Raw genomic sequence first — 16,588 nt, 5'->3', positions numbered from 1 at the left:
CACGTATTATGTGTTTTCTCTGCAACACTCTTGTTGTAGCGTTACCGGGATGACTGCCGGCACGGCACCTCGAACAACCGACCTGGTCGCCCTGCCGCGCCGCTGGAGCGTAACGCCTGCGGTCGAGATCGGCGTTCTTGCGATTGCCATCGGCATAGCGTTCGCGACGTATGTCGTCGTGGCCCACACGGGCCGTCCGGAGGGGCTGATCGCGCCTGCGGTTGTGGCACTGTTGCTGGTCGCCAATCTTGTCCCCGGCGTGGCGTTGATGATGCTGCTGGGGCGCCGGATCGCACGCCGCCGCGCGGCGCGCTCGCCGGTTGGCGGCGAGGGGCGGCTTCACGTCCGCCTCGTCGCGCTCTTCTCGATCGTTGCCGCTGTGCCGATGGTACTCGTCACCATCGCGGCCTCCCTGTTGTTCCAATATGGCGTGCAATTCTGGTATTCGGACCGCGCGCGTGCGGTGTTCGAGAACGCGACGACGCTGACCCGCACCTCCTACAACCAGATCCTCCAGCGGTGGGAAGAAGCCACCGTCACGATGGCGAGCGATATCTCGACCGAACTGAACGAGCGGCCGATCGAGGACCCCCAATTCCGCGCGTTCCTGTTCCAGCAAACCTATTTCCGCAGCCTGTCCGAGGCGTTGCTGTTCCAGGTGGCACCGAATGGCGAGTTGCAGACGCTCGCTTTCGTCAACCCCTATGACCTGGATCTGGCACGTCAGGTGTCGGCAGAGGCGGTACGAAAGTTGGCGCGCGGTCAGCGCAGTGTAGTGACAGTGACGGGCGACCGGATACAGACGGTGACGCGGCTGCCGGGGTCGAGCCGCGTGTATCTCTACGCAGCACGCGTGACCAACCCGAAGGAAATGACCACCCAGACCGAGCGGGCCGAGGCCGCACTGGCCAATTATCGCCAGCTTCTGGTGCGCGCCCGCACGCTGCAACTGCGCTTCAACGCTGCGCTGCTCCTGCTGTCGCTGTTGATCGTCGGGGTCGCGGTATGGATCGCGCTGGCCGTCGCGGACCGGCTGGTCCGCCCGGTCGCGGAACTCGTCAACGCGGCGCGGCGGGTGGAAGGCGGCGACCTGACTGCGCGTGTGCCCGAAACGCAAGAGCGGGACGAGGTTGGCACTTTGTCGAACGCGTTCAACCGCATGACAGAGCGCATCGAGGAGCAGAATACGGCGCTGGTTACCGCGAACGCCCAACTCGACAGCCGTCGCTCGCTGATCGAGGCCGTTATGTCGGGGGTCTCCGCTGGCGTCATTTCGATCGCGCCTGATCGGACGATCCGGCTGATCAACAATTCGGCGCAGATGCTGCTGGGTCTCAGCGATCCACCGATCGGCATGCCGCTGTCCGTCGTCGCGCCGGAACTGGCAGCGTTGCTCGACGGGACAGCGCGGGAGGCGATCATTCAGCTGGCAGCGGCCGGCGAGGCGCGCACGCTGGCTGTACGGATCGCCCGTGTTCCAACCGGCCCGATCCTGACCTTCGACGACATCACTCAGCAGTTGCTGGACCAGCGCCGCGCGGCGTGGTCGGATGTCGCGCGGCGTATTGCGCACGAGATCAAGAACCCGCTGACCCCGATCCAATTGGCTGCCGAGCGCCTGCAGCGCCGTTATGGCGCCAAGGTGGAGGAAGGGGACACGACATTCAGCCGGCTGACCGAGACGATCGTGCGGCAGGTCGGCGATCTGCGCCGCATGGTCGACGAATTCTCGTCCTTCGCGCGGATGCCCAAGCCGGTGTTTCGTGAAGAGTCGCTGGTCGACGTCGCGCGTCAAACGATGTTCCTGCACGAGGTCGCGCATGCGGGCATCCGCTTCGAGATGCGACATGACGAACCGGGACCGGTCCTCGTCTGTGATCGCCGCCAGGTCGGACAGGCGCTGACCAATATCGTGAAGAACGCGGTAGAGGCGATCGAAGCGACCGGGCGAGGGGAGGGCACGATCCTGATGACCCTGACGCAAGAGGATGGCCGTGCAGTGATCACCGTCGCTGACGACGGCATTGGGCTGCCCCCTGAGCGCGATCGTATCGTCGAGCCGTATATGACCACCCGCGCGCGCGGCACTGGCCTCGGCCTCGCCATCGTGAAGAAAATCGTGGAGGAACATTTCGGAACCATCACCTTCACCGACCGTCCCGAGGGCGGCACGCTGGTGACCATGACCTTTGACGTGGTCATGCTGGCCGGCGTCGCCGGACGAGAAGACGATCAATCTGAGACCGAAGGCGGCAGTTTCGCCGCCCTGACTCGCAATCGGACCGCATAAGCCATGGCGTTAGACATCCTTGTCGTCGACGATGAACTCGATATCCGCGAACTCGTATCCGGTGTGCTCGAGGACGAGGGGTATGACACCCGCACCGCGGCGGACAGCGATGCCGCGCTGGAAGCGATCTCTGCGCGCCGCCCCAGCCTGGTCCTGCTTGACGTGTGGCTTCAAGGCTCGCGTCTCGACGGCCTGGAACTACTCGCCGAGATCAAGCGGCGGGACTCCTCGATCCCGGTCCTCGTCATCTCGGGCCATGGCAATCTCGACACGGCCGTGGCAGCGATCCGGCAGGGTGCGGCCGACTTCATCGAAAAGCCGTTTCAGGCCGAACGCCTGCTGCTGATGGTGGAGCGGGCAACCGAAACCGAGCGTCTGCGCCGCGAAGTGGCAAATCTTCGCGCCTCCGCCGGCAGCGATACCGACCTGACGGGCAGCTCCAGCGCGATCAATGCCGTCCGCGCCACGTTGAAGCGCGTGGCGGCGACCGGGAGCCGAGTGATGATCGTCGGCCCCGCGGGTGTCGGCAAGGAAGTGGCAGCGCGGCTCCTCCACGGCTGGAGCCAGCGAGCCGCAGCGCCCTTCGTTGTGGTCAGTGCCGCCAACATGACGCCCGAACGTGTCGAGGAGGAATTGTTCGGCGTGGAGGAGGGGGGCGATCTCGTTCGACCCGGTCTCTTGGAGCAGGCCCATGGCGGCACGCTGTTCCTCGACGAGATCGCTGACATGCCGATCACGACGCAAGGGCGGATCCTGCGGGTGCTGACGGATCAGAGCTTCACGCGGGTCGGCGGGACGCGCGTGGTGAAGGTCGACGTGCGGGTGGTGTCGGCGACCGGCCGGGATCTGACGCAGGAGATCGCCGATGGGCGCTTCCGCGAGGATCTCTATTACCGGCTGAACGTGGTGCCGGTCGTCATCCCGTCGCTGGCGGAGCGGCGCGAGGACATCCCCGCGCTGGTGGAGCATTTCGTCGCGCATTATGCGGCACAGCGCCGGGTTACGACGCCGGAAGTCGCAACCGACGCGATGGTGGCGCTGCAATCCTATGATTGGCCGGGCAACGTGCGGCAGCTGCGCAACGTCGTCGAGCGGACCATCATCCTTGCCCCGGGCGATCGCATCGCGCGGATCGATGTCGACCTGTTACCTGGGGAGGTGCTCGGCGATCAGGGGGGCGGCGGTGCGAACACGATCATGGGCGCGCCGTTGCGCGAAGCACGTGAGACGTTCGAGCGGGAATATCTGAAGGTGCAGATCCGCCGGTTCTCGGGCAACATTTCGCGGACGGCGACCTTCATCGGAATGGAGCGCTCCGCATTGCACCGCAAGCTGAAGCTGCTGGGGATTACGGACACGCGCGAGGATTGATCGATCTGGACCAGTATCGGGCGGCTCCCTACATAGGGCGAAGCGTGCCGTTTGGGCCGCATCCGACGCCGGGCACCGGCGCATCGCGGGGAAAACCTCGCCAAAAAAACGAAAGGGCATCGAACGATGGCCGATAAGCAAAGCTCTCTTCAAGATCTCTTCCTCAACGCCCTGCGCAAGTCGAAGACCCCGGTCACGCTTTTCCTCGTGAAGGGCGTCAAGCTTCAGGGCATTGTCACCTGGTTCGACAATTTCTCGGTCCTCCTGCGCCGCGACGGACAGAGCCAGCTCATCTACAAGCACGCGATTTCCACGATCATGCCGGGCGCGCAGATCGATGTGGCCGCAATCGTCGATCAGCTGGGCGAATCGACCAAGAAGCAGCCGCTGCTGCAGGAGATTTTCCTCAACGCGGTGCGTCGCTCCGAGGATTCGGTAACGATGTTCCTGGTCAACGGCGTGATGCTGCAAGGCCAGATCGCCGCCTTTGACTTGTTCTGCATGCTGCTTCAGCGCGATGGCACGTCGCAGCTGGTCTACAAACATGCGGTGTCCACCATCCAGCCGGCTCGCGCGCTGAACCTGGCGGACGAGAACAGCGGGTCTGACGAGGATTGAGCACCGGTTTTGACCGCGATCGCGAGGAATTCGCCCGGGGCGCGCGCGCTATCGTCGTGTACCCCGATCTTGGTGGCTCCTCGCGCGATGCCGATGCGCGGCTTGAAGAAACCGCCGGCCTTGCTGCCGCCATCGGCGTCGATGTCGTCGAACGGCACGCCGTTCGCGTGCGCACGCCGCGTGCTGCCACGCTGATCGGATCGGGGCAGGTTGAACAGCTGGCGACACTCGGGCGGCAGGAAGAGGCCACCTTGTTCGTGTTCGATGCGGCGCTCTCCCCAATCCAGCAGCGCAACCTGGAGACTCAGCTAGAGGCAAAGGTCATCGACCGGACCGGTCTCATCCTGGAGATCTTTGGCGAGCGCGCTGCGACTGCCGAAGGTCGGCTGCAGGTGGAGCTGGCACACCTCGATTATCAGGCGGGCCGGCTGGTACGCAGCTGGACTCACCTTGAGCGTCAGCGCGGCGGCTTCGGCTTTCTCGGTGGCCCCGGCGAAACGCAGATCGAGGCCGATCGGCGACTGATCCGGGATCGCATGGCACGGTTGCGGCGCGAGCTCGATCAGGTGACGCGTACGCGCGGCCTTCACCGGGAACGCCGTCAACGCGCGCCTTGGCCGGTCATCGCGCTTGTCGGATATACCAACGCGGGTAAATCGACGCTCTTCAACCGCCTCACCGGCGCGCATGTAATGGCCGAAGACCTCCTCTTCGCGACGCTCGATCCGACGCTTCGTCAGATCAGCCTTCCGGGCATCGACAAGGCGATCTTGTCGGACACCGTCGGCTTTGTGTCGGAACTGCCGACTCAACTTGTCGCGGCGTTCAAGGCAACGCTGGAAGAGGTGATCTCCGCTGACTTGCTGGTCCATGTCCGCGACGTGGCACATCCCGATACGACTGCGCAGAAGGCGGATGTGGAGGCGGTGCTGGCAGAGATCGGGGTGTCGGAGGCGACGCCGCGGATCGAGGCTTGGAACAAGATCGACCTGCTTGATGGACCCGATCGGGATCATCTGCTCGCCGAGGCGGCGCGTCGCGATGATGTGGTTCCCCTGTCCGCGATCAAGGGGGAAGGGGTCGATGAACTTGTCCGGCTGTTATCCGACCGGTTGACGCAGGGGCATCAGCGATACTCGATCCGTCTCGCCACCAGCGACGGCGCCGGTGCGGCGTGGCTGCACCAACATGGCGAGGTCATCGATCAGGTGATCGAGGGTGATACAGCCATCTATGAAGTGCGCATGGCGCCCGGTGACTTCGCCCGCTTCAACGAGCGTTCCGCAGGAGCGGCAGAGACCTGAAAGGGGGGCGGGGCACGATGCTCCGCCCTCTAGTCTTTCACGGCCGCCTTTTCAGCCTGCTTCACTTCGGACCAGAGCGATTCCTGACCGTCGAGGTCAAGTGCCGCGATCGAACCGCCAGCGGCTGTTTCCATGGCCCGGAAGCGCGTTTCGAACTTGGCATTGGCGGATCGAAGCGCGGCCTCGGCATCCACGCCTAGATGCCTGGCCCAATTCACTACCGCGAATAAAAGATCACCGATCTCTTCCTTGCGGTCCTGATCGCTCGCTTCGATAACTTCCTCTATTTCCTCATGGATCTTTTGAAGCGGACCGGTCGCGTCGGGCCAGTCGAAGCCGACGCGGCCGGCGCGCTTTTGCAGTTTCTCGGCCCGCAGCAGCGCCGGCAGACCAAGCGCAACCCCAGCAAGCGCACTGCCGTCGTCCTTCGCGGCGCGTTCTTCAGCCTTGATCGTTTCCCACAGGTGATGCCCGCCATCGGGGGCGTCCCCGAAGATGTGGGGATGGCGCCGCTCCATCTTGTCCGCGATCGCCGCAGCAACGTCCTTCAGGTCGAAATGGCCCGCTTCCTCAGCCATTCGGCTGTGGAACACGACCTGTAGCAACAGGTCGCCGAGTTCATCCTTCAGCTCATGCATATCGCCGCGGTCGCACGCGTCGGCAACCTCATAGGCTTCCTCAATGGTGTAGGGCGCGATCGATTGAAAGGTCTGCACCTTGTCCCATTCACAGCCCGCAACAGGATCCCGCAGTCGGGCCATGATTGCCTGAAGTCGCACGAGAGCGGAGGGTGCATCTGACATAGGCGGGCGATAAACCGGCCGCACCACTTCCGCAAACGTAGGCCCAGAGCCTAAGTCGAGTAATGCGATAATATATATTATGTTAAATCACGGATATCGAGCGTTGCGGCCCTCTTACGTGGCGCACGCACTGCGTTACCGGGCAAACTGCTCGAGCTGCGTGAACACCAGCGTCACGACCGCGAACAGCACAATCCAGATAAGCGCGAGCTTTATTGACCGACGCATGGGCAACCGCCGCGCAACGAGCGCCGAAATCGGCAGGATCAGCATCAATGCAAGCAGCCACACCTGCGCGCCGCCGGTCACAAGTCGAACTCCAGGCCGTCATATCCCGGCTCAACGTGCGGCGGCAGTTCCGCTCGAAGCGTCGCATAGTCCATCGACTGATCCATGTGCGTGAGAACCGCGTGGCCGGGCGCTAGCTCCTCGATCCATTGCAACGCCTTGCCGAGATGCGGATGGCTCGGGTGTGGTTTGCGACGCAGCGCATCCACGATCCAGAGATCGAGGTTTCCGTAAAGCGCGCGCATCTCTCGCGTCATCCCGCTGAGGTCTGTCGCGTAACCGACAGACTTTCCACCGTGCTCGAACCGCAGCCCCGCCGAGGCGATCCTTCCATGCGGTTGATCCGCCGAACTGATGGTGAGCGGGCCAATGTTGATCCGGTCGGGCAGAGCGCTCAGGGAAACGGTCGGCGGATAACCGCCACGTCCATGAAAGACGTAGCTGAACATGTCGTCGAGGCGCTCGCGCGTCGGTGAACGGGCGTAAGCCGGTACTGGTTCACCACGCTGGTGGAAAATCTGTCGCAGGTCATCGATGCCGAATACATGATCGGCATGTTCGTGCGTCCAGATGACTGCGTCCACGATCCCGACATCGGCCGCCAGCAACTGCTGTCGCATGTCCGGCCCCGTATCAACGAGAACGCGCGTCCCCTCGGCTTCCACCAGCAACGAAACGCGGGTGCGACGGTTGCGCGGTACGTTGGGGTCGCATTCGCCCCAGTCGTTCCCGATCCTCGGCACCCCGGTGGAGGTGCCGCTACCGAGAATGCGGACCTTCATGCCAGTGTTTTATTGAAGAGTTTGTGGAAGTTACGCGCGGTAACCTCTTGTAGTTCGGCGACATCGTCTCCCCGTAGTTTCGCCAGGAAGGCAGCCGTGTCGGCAACGAATGCCGGTTCGCCGGTCTTTCCACGATGGGGAACGGGAGCAAGGAAGGGCGCGTCGGTCTCGATCAGCAGGCGGTCCGCGGGGAGCCGGGCGGCAATCTCCTGAAGCGCGGCAGCGCTCTTGAAGGTGACGATCCCGGAGATCGAAATGTAAAATCCCAGATCCACCGCGATGTCCGCGAAATCACCGGTTCCCGTGAAGCAATGAATGACGCCGGTGAAGGCTCCCTTCTCCAGTTCGTCACGAAGAATCGCAGCGGTATCATCCTCCGCATCGCGCGTGTGCACGACGATGGGCACGCCAGCCTCTCGCGCGGCCGCGATATGGGCACGGAAGCTGCGCTGCTGCTGCTGACGATCCGAGTGGTCGTAGTGATAGTCGAGGCCACATTCGCCAATGCCGACAACCCGCGGATGCTGCGCGCGTTCTGCCAGCCGCTGGGAGTCGATGTGCGGGTGCTGGTCCGCCTCATGCGGATGGATGCCAACGGTGGCCCAGACATCCGGCTCGCGCTCGGCGGTCGCGAGAACATCCGCCCATTCGCTCTCGCGGGTCGCGATGTTAAGCATCGCCGTCACGCCGCGCGCGCGGGCGCGCTCGAGGATGGCTTGCTGTTCCTCCACCAACCCCTTGTAGTTCAAATGGCAATGGCTGTCGGCGAGCATCAGGCCGCCTCCGCCGGGATCTCGAGCCGCGGGAACACGGGCGATGGTGCGGCAACCGGGGCGCCCTCGGCCACACGACGCGCATACCAGCCGTCGTCATCGATCGCGGCATGATCACGATCATCAGCGGCGACGCCGAGCTGGTCGAGGATCGCGCTCGCACCGGCGGGGATGACCGGCATGATTGCGATGGCAAGGATGCGGATGGCCCGCACCAGCGTCCGCAGGACGGCATTCATCCGCTCGGGGTCGGTCTTGCGCAGCGCCCACGGGGCCTGAGCGTCGATATACTGGTTGCAGACAAAAACGCCGCGCATCCATGCCTCAATCCCGTGGCTCAGCATCAGGTCGCCGAACGCCGCCTTCAGCCCGGCGGCCGCCACGATGACTTCCTCGATCAGGATGCCGTCGGCCTCTTCTGCGCGTCCGTCCGCAGGCAGTGAGCCCAGGTTCTTGGCGATGAACGACAAGGTGCGTTGCGCCAGATTGCCGAACGAATTGGCCAGTTCCGCATTGACCCGCGCCACAATCGCCTCGGCCGAATAGCTCCCGTCCTGTCCGAAGCTCACCTCGCGCAGCAGGAAATAGCGCAGCGCATCGACCCCGAATGCTTTCGCCAGGTCGCCCGGATCAATGACGTTGCCGAGGCTCTTCGACATCTTCTCGCCGCGATGGAGGACGAAGCCGTGGCCGAACACCGTCTTGGGCAAGGCGATGTCGGCCGACATCAGGAAGGCGGGCCAATAGACCGCATGAAAGCGAACGATGTCCTTGCCGATCAGGTGAAGATCGGCCGGCCAGTGCTTCATATCGCCATCGGGGTAGCCGACCCCCGTCAGATAGTTCGTCAGCGCGTCGACCCAGACATACATGACGTGCCCCGGACTGTCCGGCACCGGCACCCCCCAGTCAAAGCTGGTGCGCGAGATCGACAGATCCGACAGGCCACCCTCAACGAAGCGCATCACTTCATTGCGGCGCGATTCCGGACGGATGAAGTCCGGATTGCTGGTGTAAAAGTCCAGCAACGGCTGCTGATACTTGGAGAGGCGGAAGAACCATGTCTCCTCCGCGGTCCAGGTCACCGGCGTGCCCTGCGGGGACAACTTCTCGCCCCCTTCCCCCTCGGTCAGCTCCTTCTCGTCGTAGAACGCCTCGTCGCGGACCGAATACCAGCCTTCATAACGATCGAGATACAGGTCGCCGGCCGCTTCCATCGCCCGCCAGATGGCCTGGCTGGCGGCATAATGATCCGCATCGGTGGTACGGATGAAGCGGTCATAGGAAATGTTAAGGCTGTCGCACATCGCCTTGAAATGTGATGACATCTCGGTGGCTAGATCAGCAACCGGTACGCCGCGATCGCGCGCTGTCTGGACCATCTTCAGCCCATGTTCGTCGGTGCCGGTCTGGAAACGCACGTCGCGCCCTGCCTGCCGTTGAAAGCGAGCAATCGCATCGGCGGCGATCGCCTCATATGCGTGGCCGATATGTGGCCGCCCGTTAGGGTAGCTGATTGCGGTGGTGATATAGAACGGGTCGCCCATAGACCCCCGCCTCTACCCTCGCGCGAGCCGCGCGACCACCCCTGCCAGTTCAAACACCGTCCCGCCCGCGTCGAGCGACAAGGCGCGCGCACTAGAGGCGATCTGCCGGGCATCATCATAGGCGTCCAGTGCAGTACGCAGCGCCTGACCGCTACGATACGGCGCCTGCTCCGCGAGGAAGGTGGGAACACGATCAAGGAATGCTTCGTAGCGTGACTGCGCGGCCTTCAGCGAAAGCGCGCGCATCAAGCGAACCCGTTCTGCATTGTCGCGATCCCCGTCTCGCGCGATGCGTTGCAGCGCCTCGTCGATCTTCTCGAGCCCTAGCCCGGCGAAGCGAAGCGCCCGCCCCGGCGAGCCCATCCCGACACGGATCAAGGTGTCACGCTCGTCCGATGTCGCTTCTGGCAGAAGGGCCTCGAGGGCTGCGGCCATGTCTTCCCGATCCAGCGGCTCGAACCGGAGCAGCCGGCACCGCGACCGAATCGTCGGCAGAAGCCGCCCCGGCGCGTGGCTGATCAGCAGGAAGATCGTGCCGGCGGGCGGCTCCTCCAAATTTTTCAGCAATGCGTTCGCGCCCGACCGCTCGAGATCGTCGACCGCATCGATCAGGATGACCCGCCGTGAGCTCAACGATGGCGTGGTCGCGAACAGGGGATTGAGGCTGCGCACCTGAGAAATCGTGATGCTGCGCGCTAATTCGGCGTCGGGCTTGCCGTCCTTTGGCAACCGCTCCAGCACGCGGAAATCAGGGTGCGACCCCGCCTCGATGAGGGCACGGGTTCGCGCGCCACCCAGGTCCCGTGCGGCTTCGCTCAACAGGCTGGTCGCAGCCTCGCGCGCGAAGGTCGACTTGCCAACCCCCTGCGGGCCGGTGAGCAGCCAGGCGTGGTGCAGCGTTCCGCCATCCATCGCGGACCGGAAAAGCGCTTGCGCCGCCGCATTGCCGCGCACCCGGCTCACGGCAGCAGGTCGCTCAGCTCCGCCAGCAGCATGGCGGTCACGTCGCCCGTCGCCCGGTTGGCATCCACGATGCGGAACCGTCCGGGTTCCCGCGACGCAAAGCTGCGGAAGGCGCGTGCCACATTGGCGTGGAAGTGCTCCCCGCGCATGGCGAAGCGGTCCGCCATCTCGCCGTCGCGCATGGCGGCGCGACGCGCACCCTCCGCAACCGGCACGTCGAGCACGAAGGTCCGGTCCGGCAACAGCCCTCGCGTCCCGAAGCCGTGTAGCGCGAGGATCGCGGCGTCATCAATGCCCCCGGCGACGCCCTGATAGGCGCGCGTCGAATCGATGAATCGATCGGTGATCACCCACGTCCCCGCTTCCAGAGCAGGGCGGATGACCTTTTCGACGTGATCGGCGCGGGCAGCGGCGAACAGCAGGGTTTCGGCATGCGCGCTCCAGCGGGCCACATCGCCCTGCATCAGCAGCGCGCGGATGGCCTCCGCACCTTCGCTGCCGCCGGGTTCCCTCGTCACAAGCACCGAAAGACCACGCGCCTTCAGCGCGGAGGCGAGCGCCCGTACCTGCGTCGACTTCCCCGCCCCCTCTCCGCCCTCAAGCGAGAGGAAGCGCCCGCTCAACTGAACAGTCCAGTGAGCCCGGCCCAGGCGCGACCGAAGAAGCCGGCTTCCTCGACATCGGTCTCGGCGACCAAGGGCAGAACCTGCTCGGGCAATCCGGGCGAGGTCACGACCAGGTCGGCGACATGCGTCCCCGCCTTGATCGGCGCCTTGATCGGGCCCTGATACACCACCTTCGCATTCATCGCCGGCACCGCACCCGCCGGAAGCGCAACCTTCAGGTCACGCGGGGCGACCAGCCCTACAGTGGAGGAATCGCCCAGTTGCACGGCAGCGTCTGCCACCTTGCGCCCCTGCTTCACGACCGGTTTTGCCTGCCAGGCGCGGAAGCCCCAATCCATGAAGCGGACTGACTCGCTCGCACGCTGATTAAAGGTATTGAGCCCGGCCAGGACCATCACCAGACGTCGACCGTTCTGTTCCGCCGATCCGGTGAAGCCATAGCCCGCTTCCTCGGTATGACCGGTCTTCAGGCCATCGGCGCCGGCAACGCGGCCGAGCAGCGGATCGCGATTGGCCTGCGTGATCGCGTTCCCCGAGCCCAACGTCTTGCCCCAGGTGAATTCACGCCGCGAATAGAATTGCTTGTAGAGCTTGGGATGCTCCTCGATCGTCGCACCTGCTAGCTTCGCGAGGTCGCGCGCCGTGACATAGGTGACGCCATTGTCAGGCCAGCCGTTCGAGTTGCCAAAATGGCTATTGCTGAGGCCGAGCTTCTGCGCCGCCTCGTTCATCCGCTGGACGAACGCTTCCTCGGTGCCCGAAACACCCTCGGCCAGGACGACACACGCATCGTTGCCCGACAGGACCACCACGCCGTACAGCAGGTTCTCGACCGAAACCTTCTCGCCCGGCGACAGGAACATGGTCGAGCCCGCAGACGGGCCATGCCACTTGCGCCAGGTTTCCGGGCGAACCTCGAACTCCTGATCCAGCTTCAGGTCGCCGCGCTTGATCATGTCGAAGATGACATAGGCCGTCATCATCTTCGCCATCGAGGCGGGTGGCATCCGGCGATCGGCGTCCTTGGCGAAGAGCACGGCGCCCGACGACAGATCCTTCATGAAGGCGACGGGCGCGACGGTCTGGAACTGCGGCGCAGCGGCCACGGAGGGATAGGCGACCGACAGCGCGATTGCGGGCACGGCCAGGTAGGACATTAGCTTGGTCATGGACGCTCTACTCGGTGATATCAGGGCTGAACGATGATGGCAGCATCGCCATAGCCGCGGCGAACGGCGGCGTCACGCGCCCGTTCGGCGTCGATGCGCGACGAAAATGGGCCAAGACGGATCCGGAACAGCGCGCCGCCGCGCTGGGCAGTACCGCCCAACTGCTTGGCGATCGCCTCGGCGCGCGCCTGGTTGCTCAGCGCGGCCACCTGCACGGCGTAGGACCGACCATTTGGTGAGGGGGGCGGCGCAGCTGCCGCAACTGGCAGCGCTCGGGCCGCAATGGGTTCGGGACGGCTGACCGGAGGAACGGTTGCAGGACGCGCCTGAGCAGCGGGCAATTGCCGCCGGAGCGCCGCCAATAATGCTGGCGGCGCATCCAGCTGCGCTGCTGATCCGCCGCCGGCGAGGCTTCCCTGAGGCGTGACGCCGCGCACCCGAACCGCCGACGTCCCTTCTTGCGACAGCGCGAGCATCCGGGCCGCTTCTGGGGAGAGGATGATCTCGACACCTGCCGGCAAGGTGGACCGCTCAGCGACCCGGGTGACGATGGTGCGGCCAGTATCCAGCGACGTGATCTCCACCGCGCTGCCCGGGGCCAATATCGCGTGTGCCGTCACGCCTGCCCCCGCCTTCGACGCGGCATCGGTGCCGCCCACTCCCCCGGCCGTGCGGGCGTAGCCGACGCGATCGTAGCGTGCCGGTCCTGCGCCTGAGGTGCCGACTGGCCCTTCCACCTGCCCGGCTTCGGGCGGCAGAGGAGGACGCGGTGCCCCCGTTTCCTGGTTGCTGGGCGTATCCTGCAGGCCCATCGCCGTTACGGGATACGCCAGCCCGAGCATCAACGACCCGGCAAGGGTCCTAGCGCTCGACCGCATCGGCCAGCAGCCCCACGGACAGCGCGTAGAAATTGGAGCAATTATAGTCCAGGATGACACGATAGTTGCTGGTCAGCAGATAGGCCGTCTGTCCCGGGCCATCAGGCTCCATCAGGGTCGCCAGCACATCGTCCGCTGGCCAGCTTCGGCCCTGCGGCATGATTCCGGCCGCGCGCCATTCCGCCATCGTGCGCCAGTTGCTGTGACGCTCAAATACGCGCGGACACCGCGGGGACACCAAGCGGTTGGTCAGCGTGGCGCGATCGAAGCTCGCCGGGACGGATACGGCAAAGCCCCAGGGCTGCCCCGCCCGCCAGCCGGCGTTCAGCAGGTAATTGCCGATCGATGCCAGCGTGTCGGCCTGGCTGTTCCAGATGTCGACCCGTCCGTCGCCGTCCCCGTCGACGGCGAGGCGCAGGTACATGGAGGGCAGGAACTGTGGATTGCCGGTGGCCCCTGCCCAGCTTCCCTTCAACGTCTCGCGCGGGATCCCTCGATCCATGATCTTGAGCGTCGCGACGAACTCGCCCGCGAACAGCTGCCGCCGGCGCCCTTCATAGGCGAGCGTCGCGAGGCTGCGGAGCAGGTCGAAGTTGCCGGTATAACTACCGTAATTCGTCTCGTGGCCCCAGATCGCCACCATGATCGATTCGGGGACGCCGGTGGTGGCCTCGACCCGCGACAGCTTTGCCCGATTGGCCGCATAGGCCTTCTGCCCGCGTCCGATGCGCGCGGCATCGACATGCCGCGCCTTGTACGGCGCGAACGGGGGGATGCGGGTGGATTGCGGGTTTCCCGGCTGTCCACGATCGAGCTCTACGACGCGCGCATTGTACGTCAGCGTGGGAAGGACGGAGTCCACCGTCGCCGGGCGAACGCCCTCGCGGATCGCCTGCGCCCGAAGCTGCGGCAGATAGGCCTGAAAGCCTGCCTCGTCCTGGGCGACGGCGGGTGCCGCTACGGCAAGCGCGCCTGCACAAGCTGCCAGGGTCGAGAGACGAACGATGAAGTTGGAAACGTGCACCACCTCTGTGTGGCACAGCCACCAGTTCGGCGGAACCGGCAATTGTCGTTGCTGCGGCACAAGTCACCGCACCCTTCCCTCGCCGCGGATCTGTGCCCTTGTGCCATCTGGATCGCTACGATCCGGCGCCATTCACGATGACCGGCACGTCACCGGGCGACCAGGGCGGAAGACGGAACATGATCCGCTCGAACGTCTCGGAGGCGAGATGCTGCGCCAGCCACGCCTTCACCTTGGACAGCGGGAGCGTAGCGAACCAACTTAGGTCGACGGCCGCAAACTGTCGGACGAACGGCATGATCGCCGCATCCGCCAACCCCGGCGCATTCCCGCAAAGCTGCTCGTGCCTGGCGAGACGCGCCTCAAGCTGACGGAGAAAGCCCAGGCCATTGTCGCGGTGAGCGGTCGGATCAGACCCGTGGCGATCGGGATATTTGTACCGATCGAGATCATGTTTGAAGGCCGTGTCATTCGCGTCGATCAGCGCAGGGCCATCCCGCTCAAGCCACCCTTGCGGATCATTCTCGGCCAACGCCCAGCGCATGATCGCGAGGCTTTCATCGATCACCACGCCATCGGACCGCTTCAGTACGGGCACCGTTCCCTTGGACGAAGCCGCAATCAGCTCTTCCGGCTTCTTGGACAGCCGAACCTCGCGCACTTCGTAGCGAATGCCGCTGGCCGACAGCGCAAGCCGCGCACGCATGGCATAGGGGCAACGTCGAAAGCTGTAGAGGATGTGCTCGACCATCAGCGGCTTACTTATAGAGAAAGCTTGGATGATAGTAACTGCTGGCCGCTACCCCGCCGCAGTGAGCCGATCTGACTCCAGCTGACGCTCGGCCGCGGCCAGGACGATATCCAGATCGGCCGCACGCAAGCCGCTCTCCACATCCACCTCGTCCTCATCGTACAGGTTGGCACGAAATCGCTGAAGATGGGCGATAGCCGCCTGTAGTGTCTCCACCTCAATCATGACTGTGCCTCAGGCCGGCTGTCCATTGCCGCCGCTCGCCCCGAATATCTGACCGGTGGAGAAACTGAGTGCTGGATCGGCGGCAGCTACGTAAAGTGCCGCGATTTCCGCCGGTTGCCCCGGTCGGCCGAGCGGCGCGCTCGCGCCAAAGGTGCGTTGCTTCTCCGGAGTGGCGCCGCCGCTCACCTGGAGCGGTGTCCAGAAAGGCCCCGGGGCAACCGCGTTGACGCGGATACCGCGTGACGCCAGCTGCTTTGCCATTCCCTTGGTGAAGTTCAGGACCGCCGCCCGGGTCATCGCATAGTCAACAATATCTTTGGACGGATCGCCCGCCTGTTCAGATGACGTATTCACGATGACAGCGCCGGGACCCATCTTCTCCAGTGCTGCCTTGGTCAGCCAGAATGGCGCGTAGACGTTGGTCTTCATCGTATCGTCGAAATCCTGGCTGGATATGTCGGCGATCGTAGGACGCGTTTGCTGTCGGGCGGCATTGTTGACGAGGATATCGAGCCCGCCGAGTTGCGCGGCCGCTTGTTCGACCAGGCGGCGGCAAAACCGTTCGTCACGCAAATCGCCAGGGATCGCAACGGCTTTCCGACCTTCCGCCGCGATCAGCGCTACGACTTCACGAGCGTCCGGCTCCTCGGCCGGCAGATAGTTGATCGCCACGTCGGCGCCCTCGCGCGCGTAGGCGATCGCGGCCGCACGACCGATGCCGCTGTCGCCTCCGGTGATCAGCGCCTTCTTGCCCGCCAATTTGCCCGAGCCCTTGTAGCTCTGCTCGCCGTGGTCCGGCCGGGGCGTCATCTTCGATGCCAGGCCGGGCCAAGGTTGCCGCTGAACCGGGAACGGCGGCTTGGGATAGGCCGCGGCTGCCGGGGTCATCGCAGCTGGCCGCGACTTGCTCTCCTGCGCTGCTGCCGACGTCGCGGACGCGGCCGACAGTGCGGCAACACCGGCAACAAAGGAGCGACGGTCGGTATCGGGCATGGGGAAGCTCCAGCAAAACGTGCCTCCACAGCGCTCGCGCGATCACAGTAGTTCCCTTGATACCGCAAATACTTGGCGTTTTGCTGGTGCGGCAAAGGAGAGGTGTCCCCAGCTTTGCCACCTGCTCCAGACGAAGCTCAACACCTTTGACGCAAGGGCGCTGTAACTTGGCACCAGCATCAT

At 64.6% G+C, this 16,588-nt stretch carries 17 protein-coding genes; 4 read left to right on the top strand and 13 right to left on the bottom strand.

Annotated features, from left to right (window positions below; genetic code table 11):
* Nucleotides 1–49 precede the first annotated feature (49 nt).
* The 4 genes from XM50_RS14880 to hflX are packed head-to-tail and all read left to right on the top strand — an operon-like array spanning nucleotide 50 to nucleotide 5,583.
* Entirely contained in the window at nucleotides 50–2,290 is a 2,241-nt protein-coding gene (locus XM50_RS14880; protein WP_046410587.1) for a sensor histidine kinase, read from the top strand.
* Between the two features lie 3 nt (nucleotides 2,291–2,293).
* Nucleotides 2,294–3,661 carry a nitrogen assimilation response regulator NtrX gene (gene ntrX, locus XM50_RS14875; protein WP_046410585.1) on the top strand — a complete coding sequence of 456 codons (1,368 nt, stop codon included), beginning with the start codon at nucleotides 2,294–2,296 and terminating at the stop codon, nucleotides 3,659–3,661.
* Between the two features lie 51 nt (nucleotides 3,662–3,712).
* Nucleotides 3,713–4,279, top strand: a complete 567-nt coding sequence (hfq, locus tag XM50_RS14870; RefSeq protein ID WP_269430575.1) for an RNA chaperone Hfq — start codon at nucleotides 3,713–3,715, stop codon at nucleotides 4,277–4,279.
* Nucleotides 4,276–5,583 (top strand): GTPase HflX, encoded by a 1,308-nt coding sequence (gene hflX, locus XM50_RS14865; RefSeq protein ID WP_046410582.1) that lies wholly within the window; start codon nucleotides 4,276–4,278, stop codon nucleotides 5,581–5,583. The genes hfq and hflX overlap by 4 nt, the downstream gene beginning before the upstream one ends.
* Nucleotides 5,584–5,612: 29 nt before the next feature.
* On the opposite strand, the gene mazG is transcribed toward hflX, so the two are convergent.
* From mazG to XM50_RS14810, 13 genes are all read right to left on the bottom strand, one after another.
* The gene (gene mazG / locus XM50_RS14860; protein ID WP_046410581.1) at nucleotides 5,613–6,386 is read right to left on the bottom strand and encodes a nucleoside triphosphate pyrophosphohydrolase; all 774 of its coding nucleotides are present in this window, start codon (nucleotides 6,384–6,386) and stop codon (nucleotides 5,613–5,615) included.
* Between the two features lie 135 nt (nucleotides 6,387–6,521).
* On the bottom strand, nucleotides 6,522–6,695 hold the full coding sequence (locus XM50_RS20175; RefSeq protein WP_156167271.1) for a hypothetical protein: 174 nt from the start codon (nucleotides 6,693–6,695) through the stop codon (nucleotides 6,522–6,524).
* Complete coding sequence (locus tag XM50_RS14855; protein WP_046410579.1) at nucleotides 6,692–7,456, bottom strand: MBL fold metallo-hydrolase; 765 nt, start codon at nucleotides 7,454–7,456, stop codon at nucleotides 6,692–6,694. The genes XM50_RS20175 and XM50_RS14855 overlap by 4 nt, the downstream gene beginning before the upstream one ends.
* Nucleotides 7,453–8,229, bottom strand: a complete 777-nt coding sequence (locus XM50_RS14850) for a TatD family hydrolase (RefSeq protein ID WP_046410577.1) — start codon at nucleotides 8,227–8,229, stop codon at nucleotides 7,453–7,455. The genes XM50_RS14855 and XM50_RS14850 overlap by 4 nt, the downstream gene beginning before the upstream one ends.
* Entirely contained in the window at nucleotides 8,229–9,776 is a 1,548-nt protein-coding gene (metG, locus tag XM50_RS14845) for a methionine--tRNA ligase (RefSeq protein WP_046410576.1), read from the bottom strand. Before metG ends, XM50_RS14850 begins: the two co-directional genes overlap by 1 nt.
* Before the next feature lie 12 nt (nucleotides 9,777–9,788).
* Nucleotides 9,789–10,739 (bottom strand): AAA family ATPase, encoded by a 951-nt coding sequence (locus tag XM50_RS14840; protein ID WP_046410574.1) that lies wholly within the window; start codon nucleotides 10,737–10,739, stop codon nucleotides 9,789–9,791.
* Nucleotides 10,736–11,362, bottom strand: coding sequence for a dTMP kinase (gene tmk, locus XM50_RS14835; protein ID WP_082103112.1), 627 nt, complete (start codon nucleotides 11,360–11,362; stop codon nucleotides 10,736–10,738). The genes XM50_RS14840 and tmk overlap by 4 nt, the downstream gene beginning before the upstream one ends.
* The gene (locus XM50_RS14830; RefSeq protein WP_417158957.1) at nucleotides 11,359–12,522 is read right to left on the bottom strand and encodes a D-alanyl-D-alanine carboxypeptidase family protein; all 1,164 of its coding nucleotides are present in this window, start codon (nucleotides 12,520–12,522) and stop codon (nucleotides 11,359–11,361) included. Before XM50_RS14830 ends, tmk begins: the two co-directional genes overlap by 4 nt.
* A 32-nt stretch (nucleotides 12,523–12,554) precedes the next feature.
* Nucleotides 12,555–13,376, bottom strand: a complete 822-nt coding sequence (locus XM50_RS19770; RefSeq protein WP_046410570.1) for an SPOR domain-containing protein — start codon at nucleotides 13,374–13,376, stop codon at nucleotides 12,555–12,557.
* A 19-nt stretch (nucleotides 13,377–13,395) separates the two neighbouring features.
* Nucleotides 13,396–14,418 (bottom strand): lytic murein transglycosylase, encoded by a 1,023-nt coding sequence (locus tag XM50_RS14820; protein WP_046411731.1) that lies wholly within the window; start codon nucleotides 14,416–14,418, stop codon nucleotides 13,396–13,398.
* A 133-nt stretch (nucleotides 14,419–14,551) separates the two neighbouring features.
* The gene (locus tag XM50_RS14815; protein ID WP_046410569.1) at nucleotides 14,552–15,187 is read right to left on the bottom strand and encodes a glutathione S-transferase; all 636 of its coding nucleotides are present in this window, start codon (nucleotides 15,185–15,187) and stop codon (nucleotides 14,552–14,554) included.
* Between the two features lie 48 nt (nucleotides 15,188–15,235).
* Nucleotides 15,236–15,412, bottom strand: a complete 177-nt coding sequence (locus tag XM50_RS20170; protein ID WP_156167270.1) for a hypothetical protein — start codon at nucleotides 15,410–15,412, stop codon at nucleotides 15,236–15,238.
* A 9-nt stretch (nucleotides 15,413–15,421) separates the two neighbouring features.
* Nucleotides 15,422–16,405, bottom strand: a complete 984-nt coding sequence (locus XM50_RS14810) for an SDR family oxidoreductase (protein WP_046410567.1) — start codon at nucleotides 16,403–16,405, stop codon at nucleotides 15,422–15,424.
* Between the last annotated feature and the right edge of the window lie 183 nt (nucleotides 16,406–16,588).

Origin of the sequence: Sphingomonas sp. Ag1, from assembly GCF_000980895.1 — a bacterium.
Taxonomy (GTDB): Bacteria; Pseudomonadota; Alphaproteobacteria; order Sphingomonadales; family Sphingomonadaceae; genus Sphingomonas; species Sphingomonas panaciterrae.
Note: the sequence above shows the minus strand (reverse complement) of the source record. Positions and strands in the feature narration are given on the sequence as shown.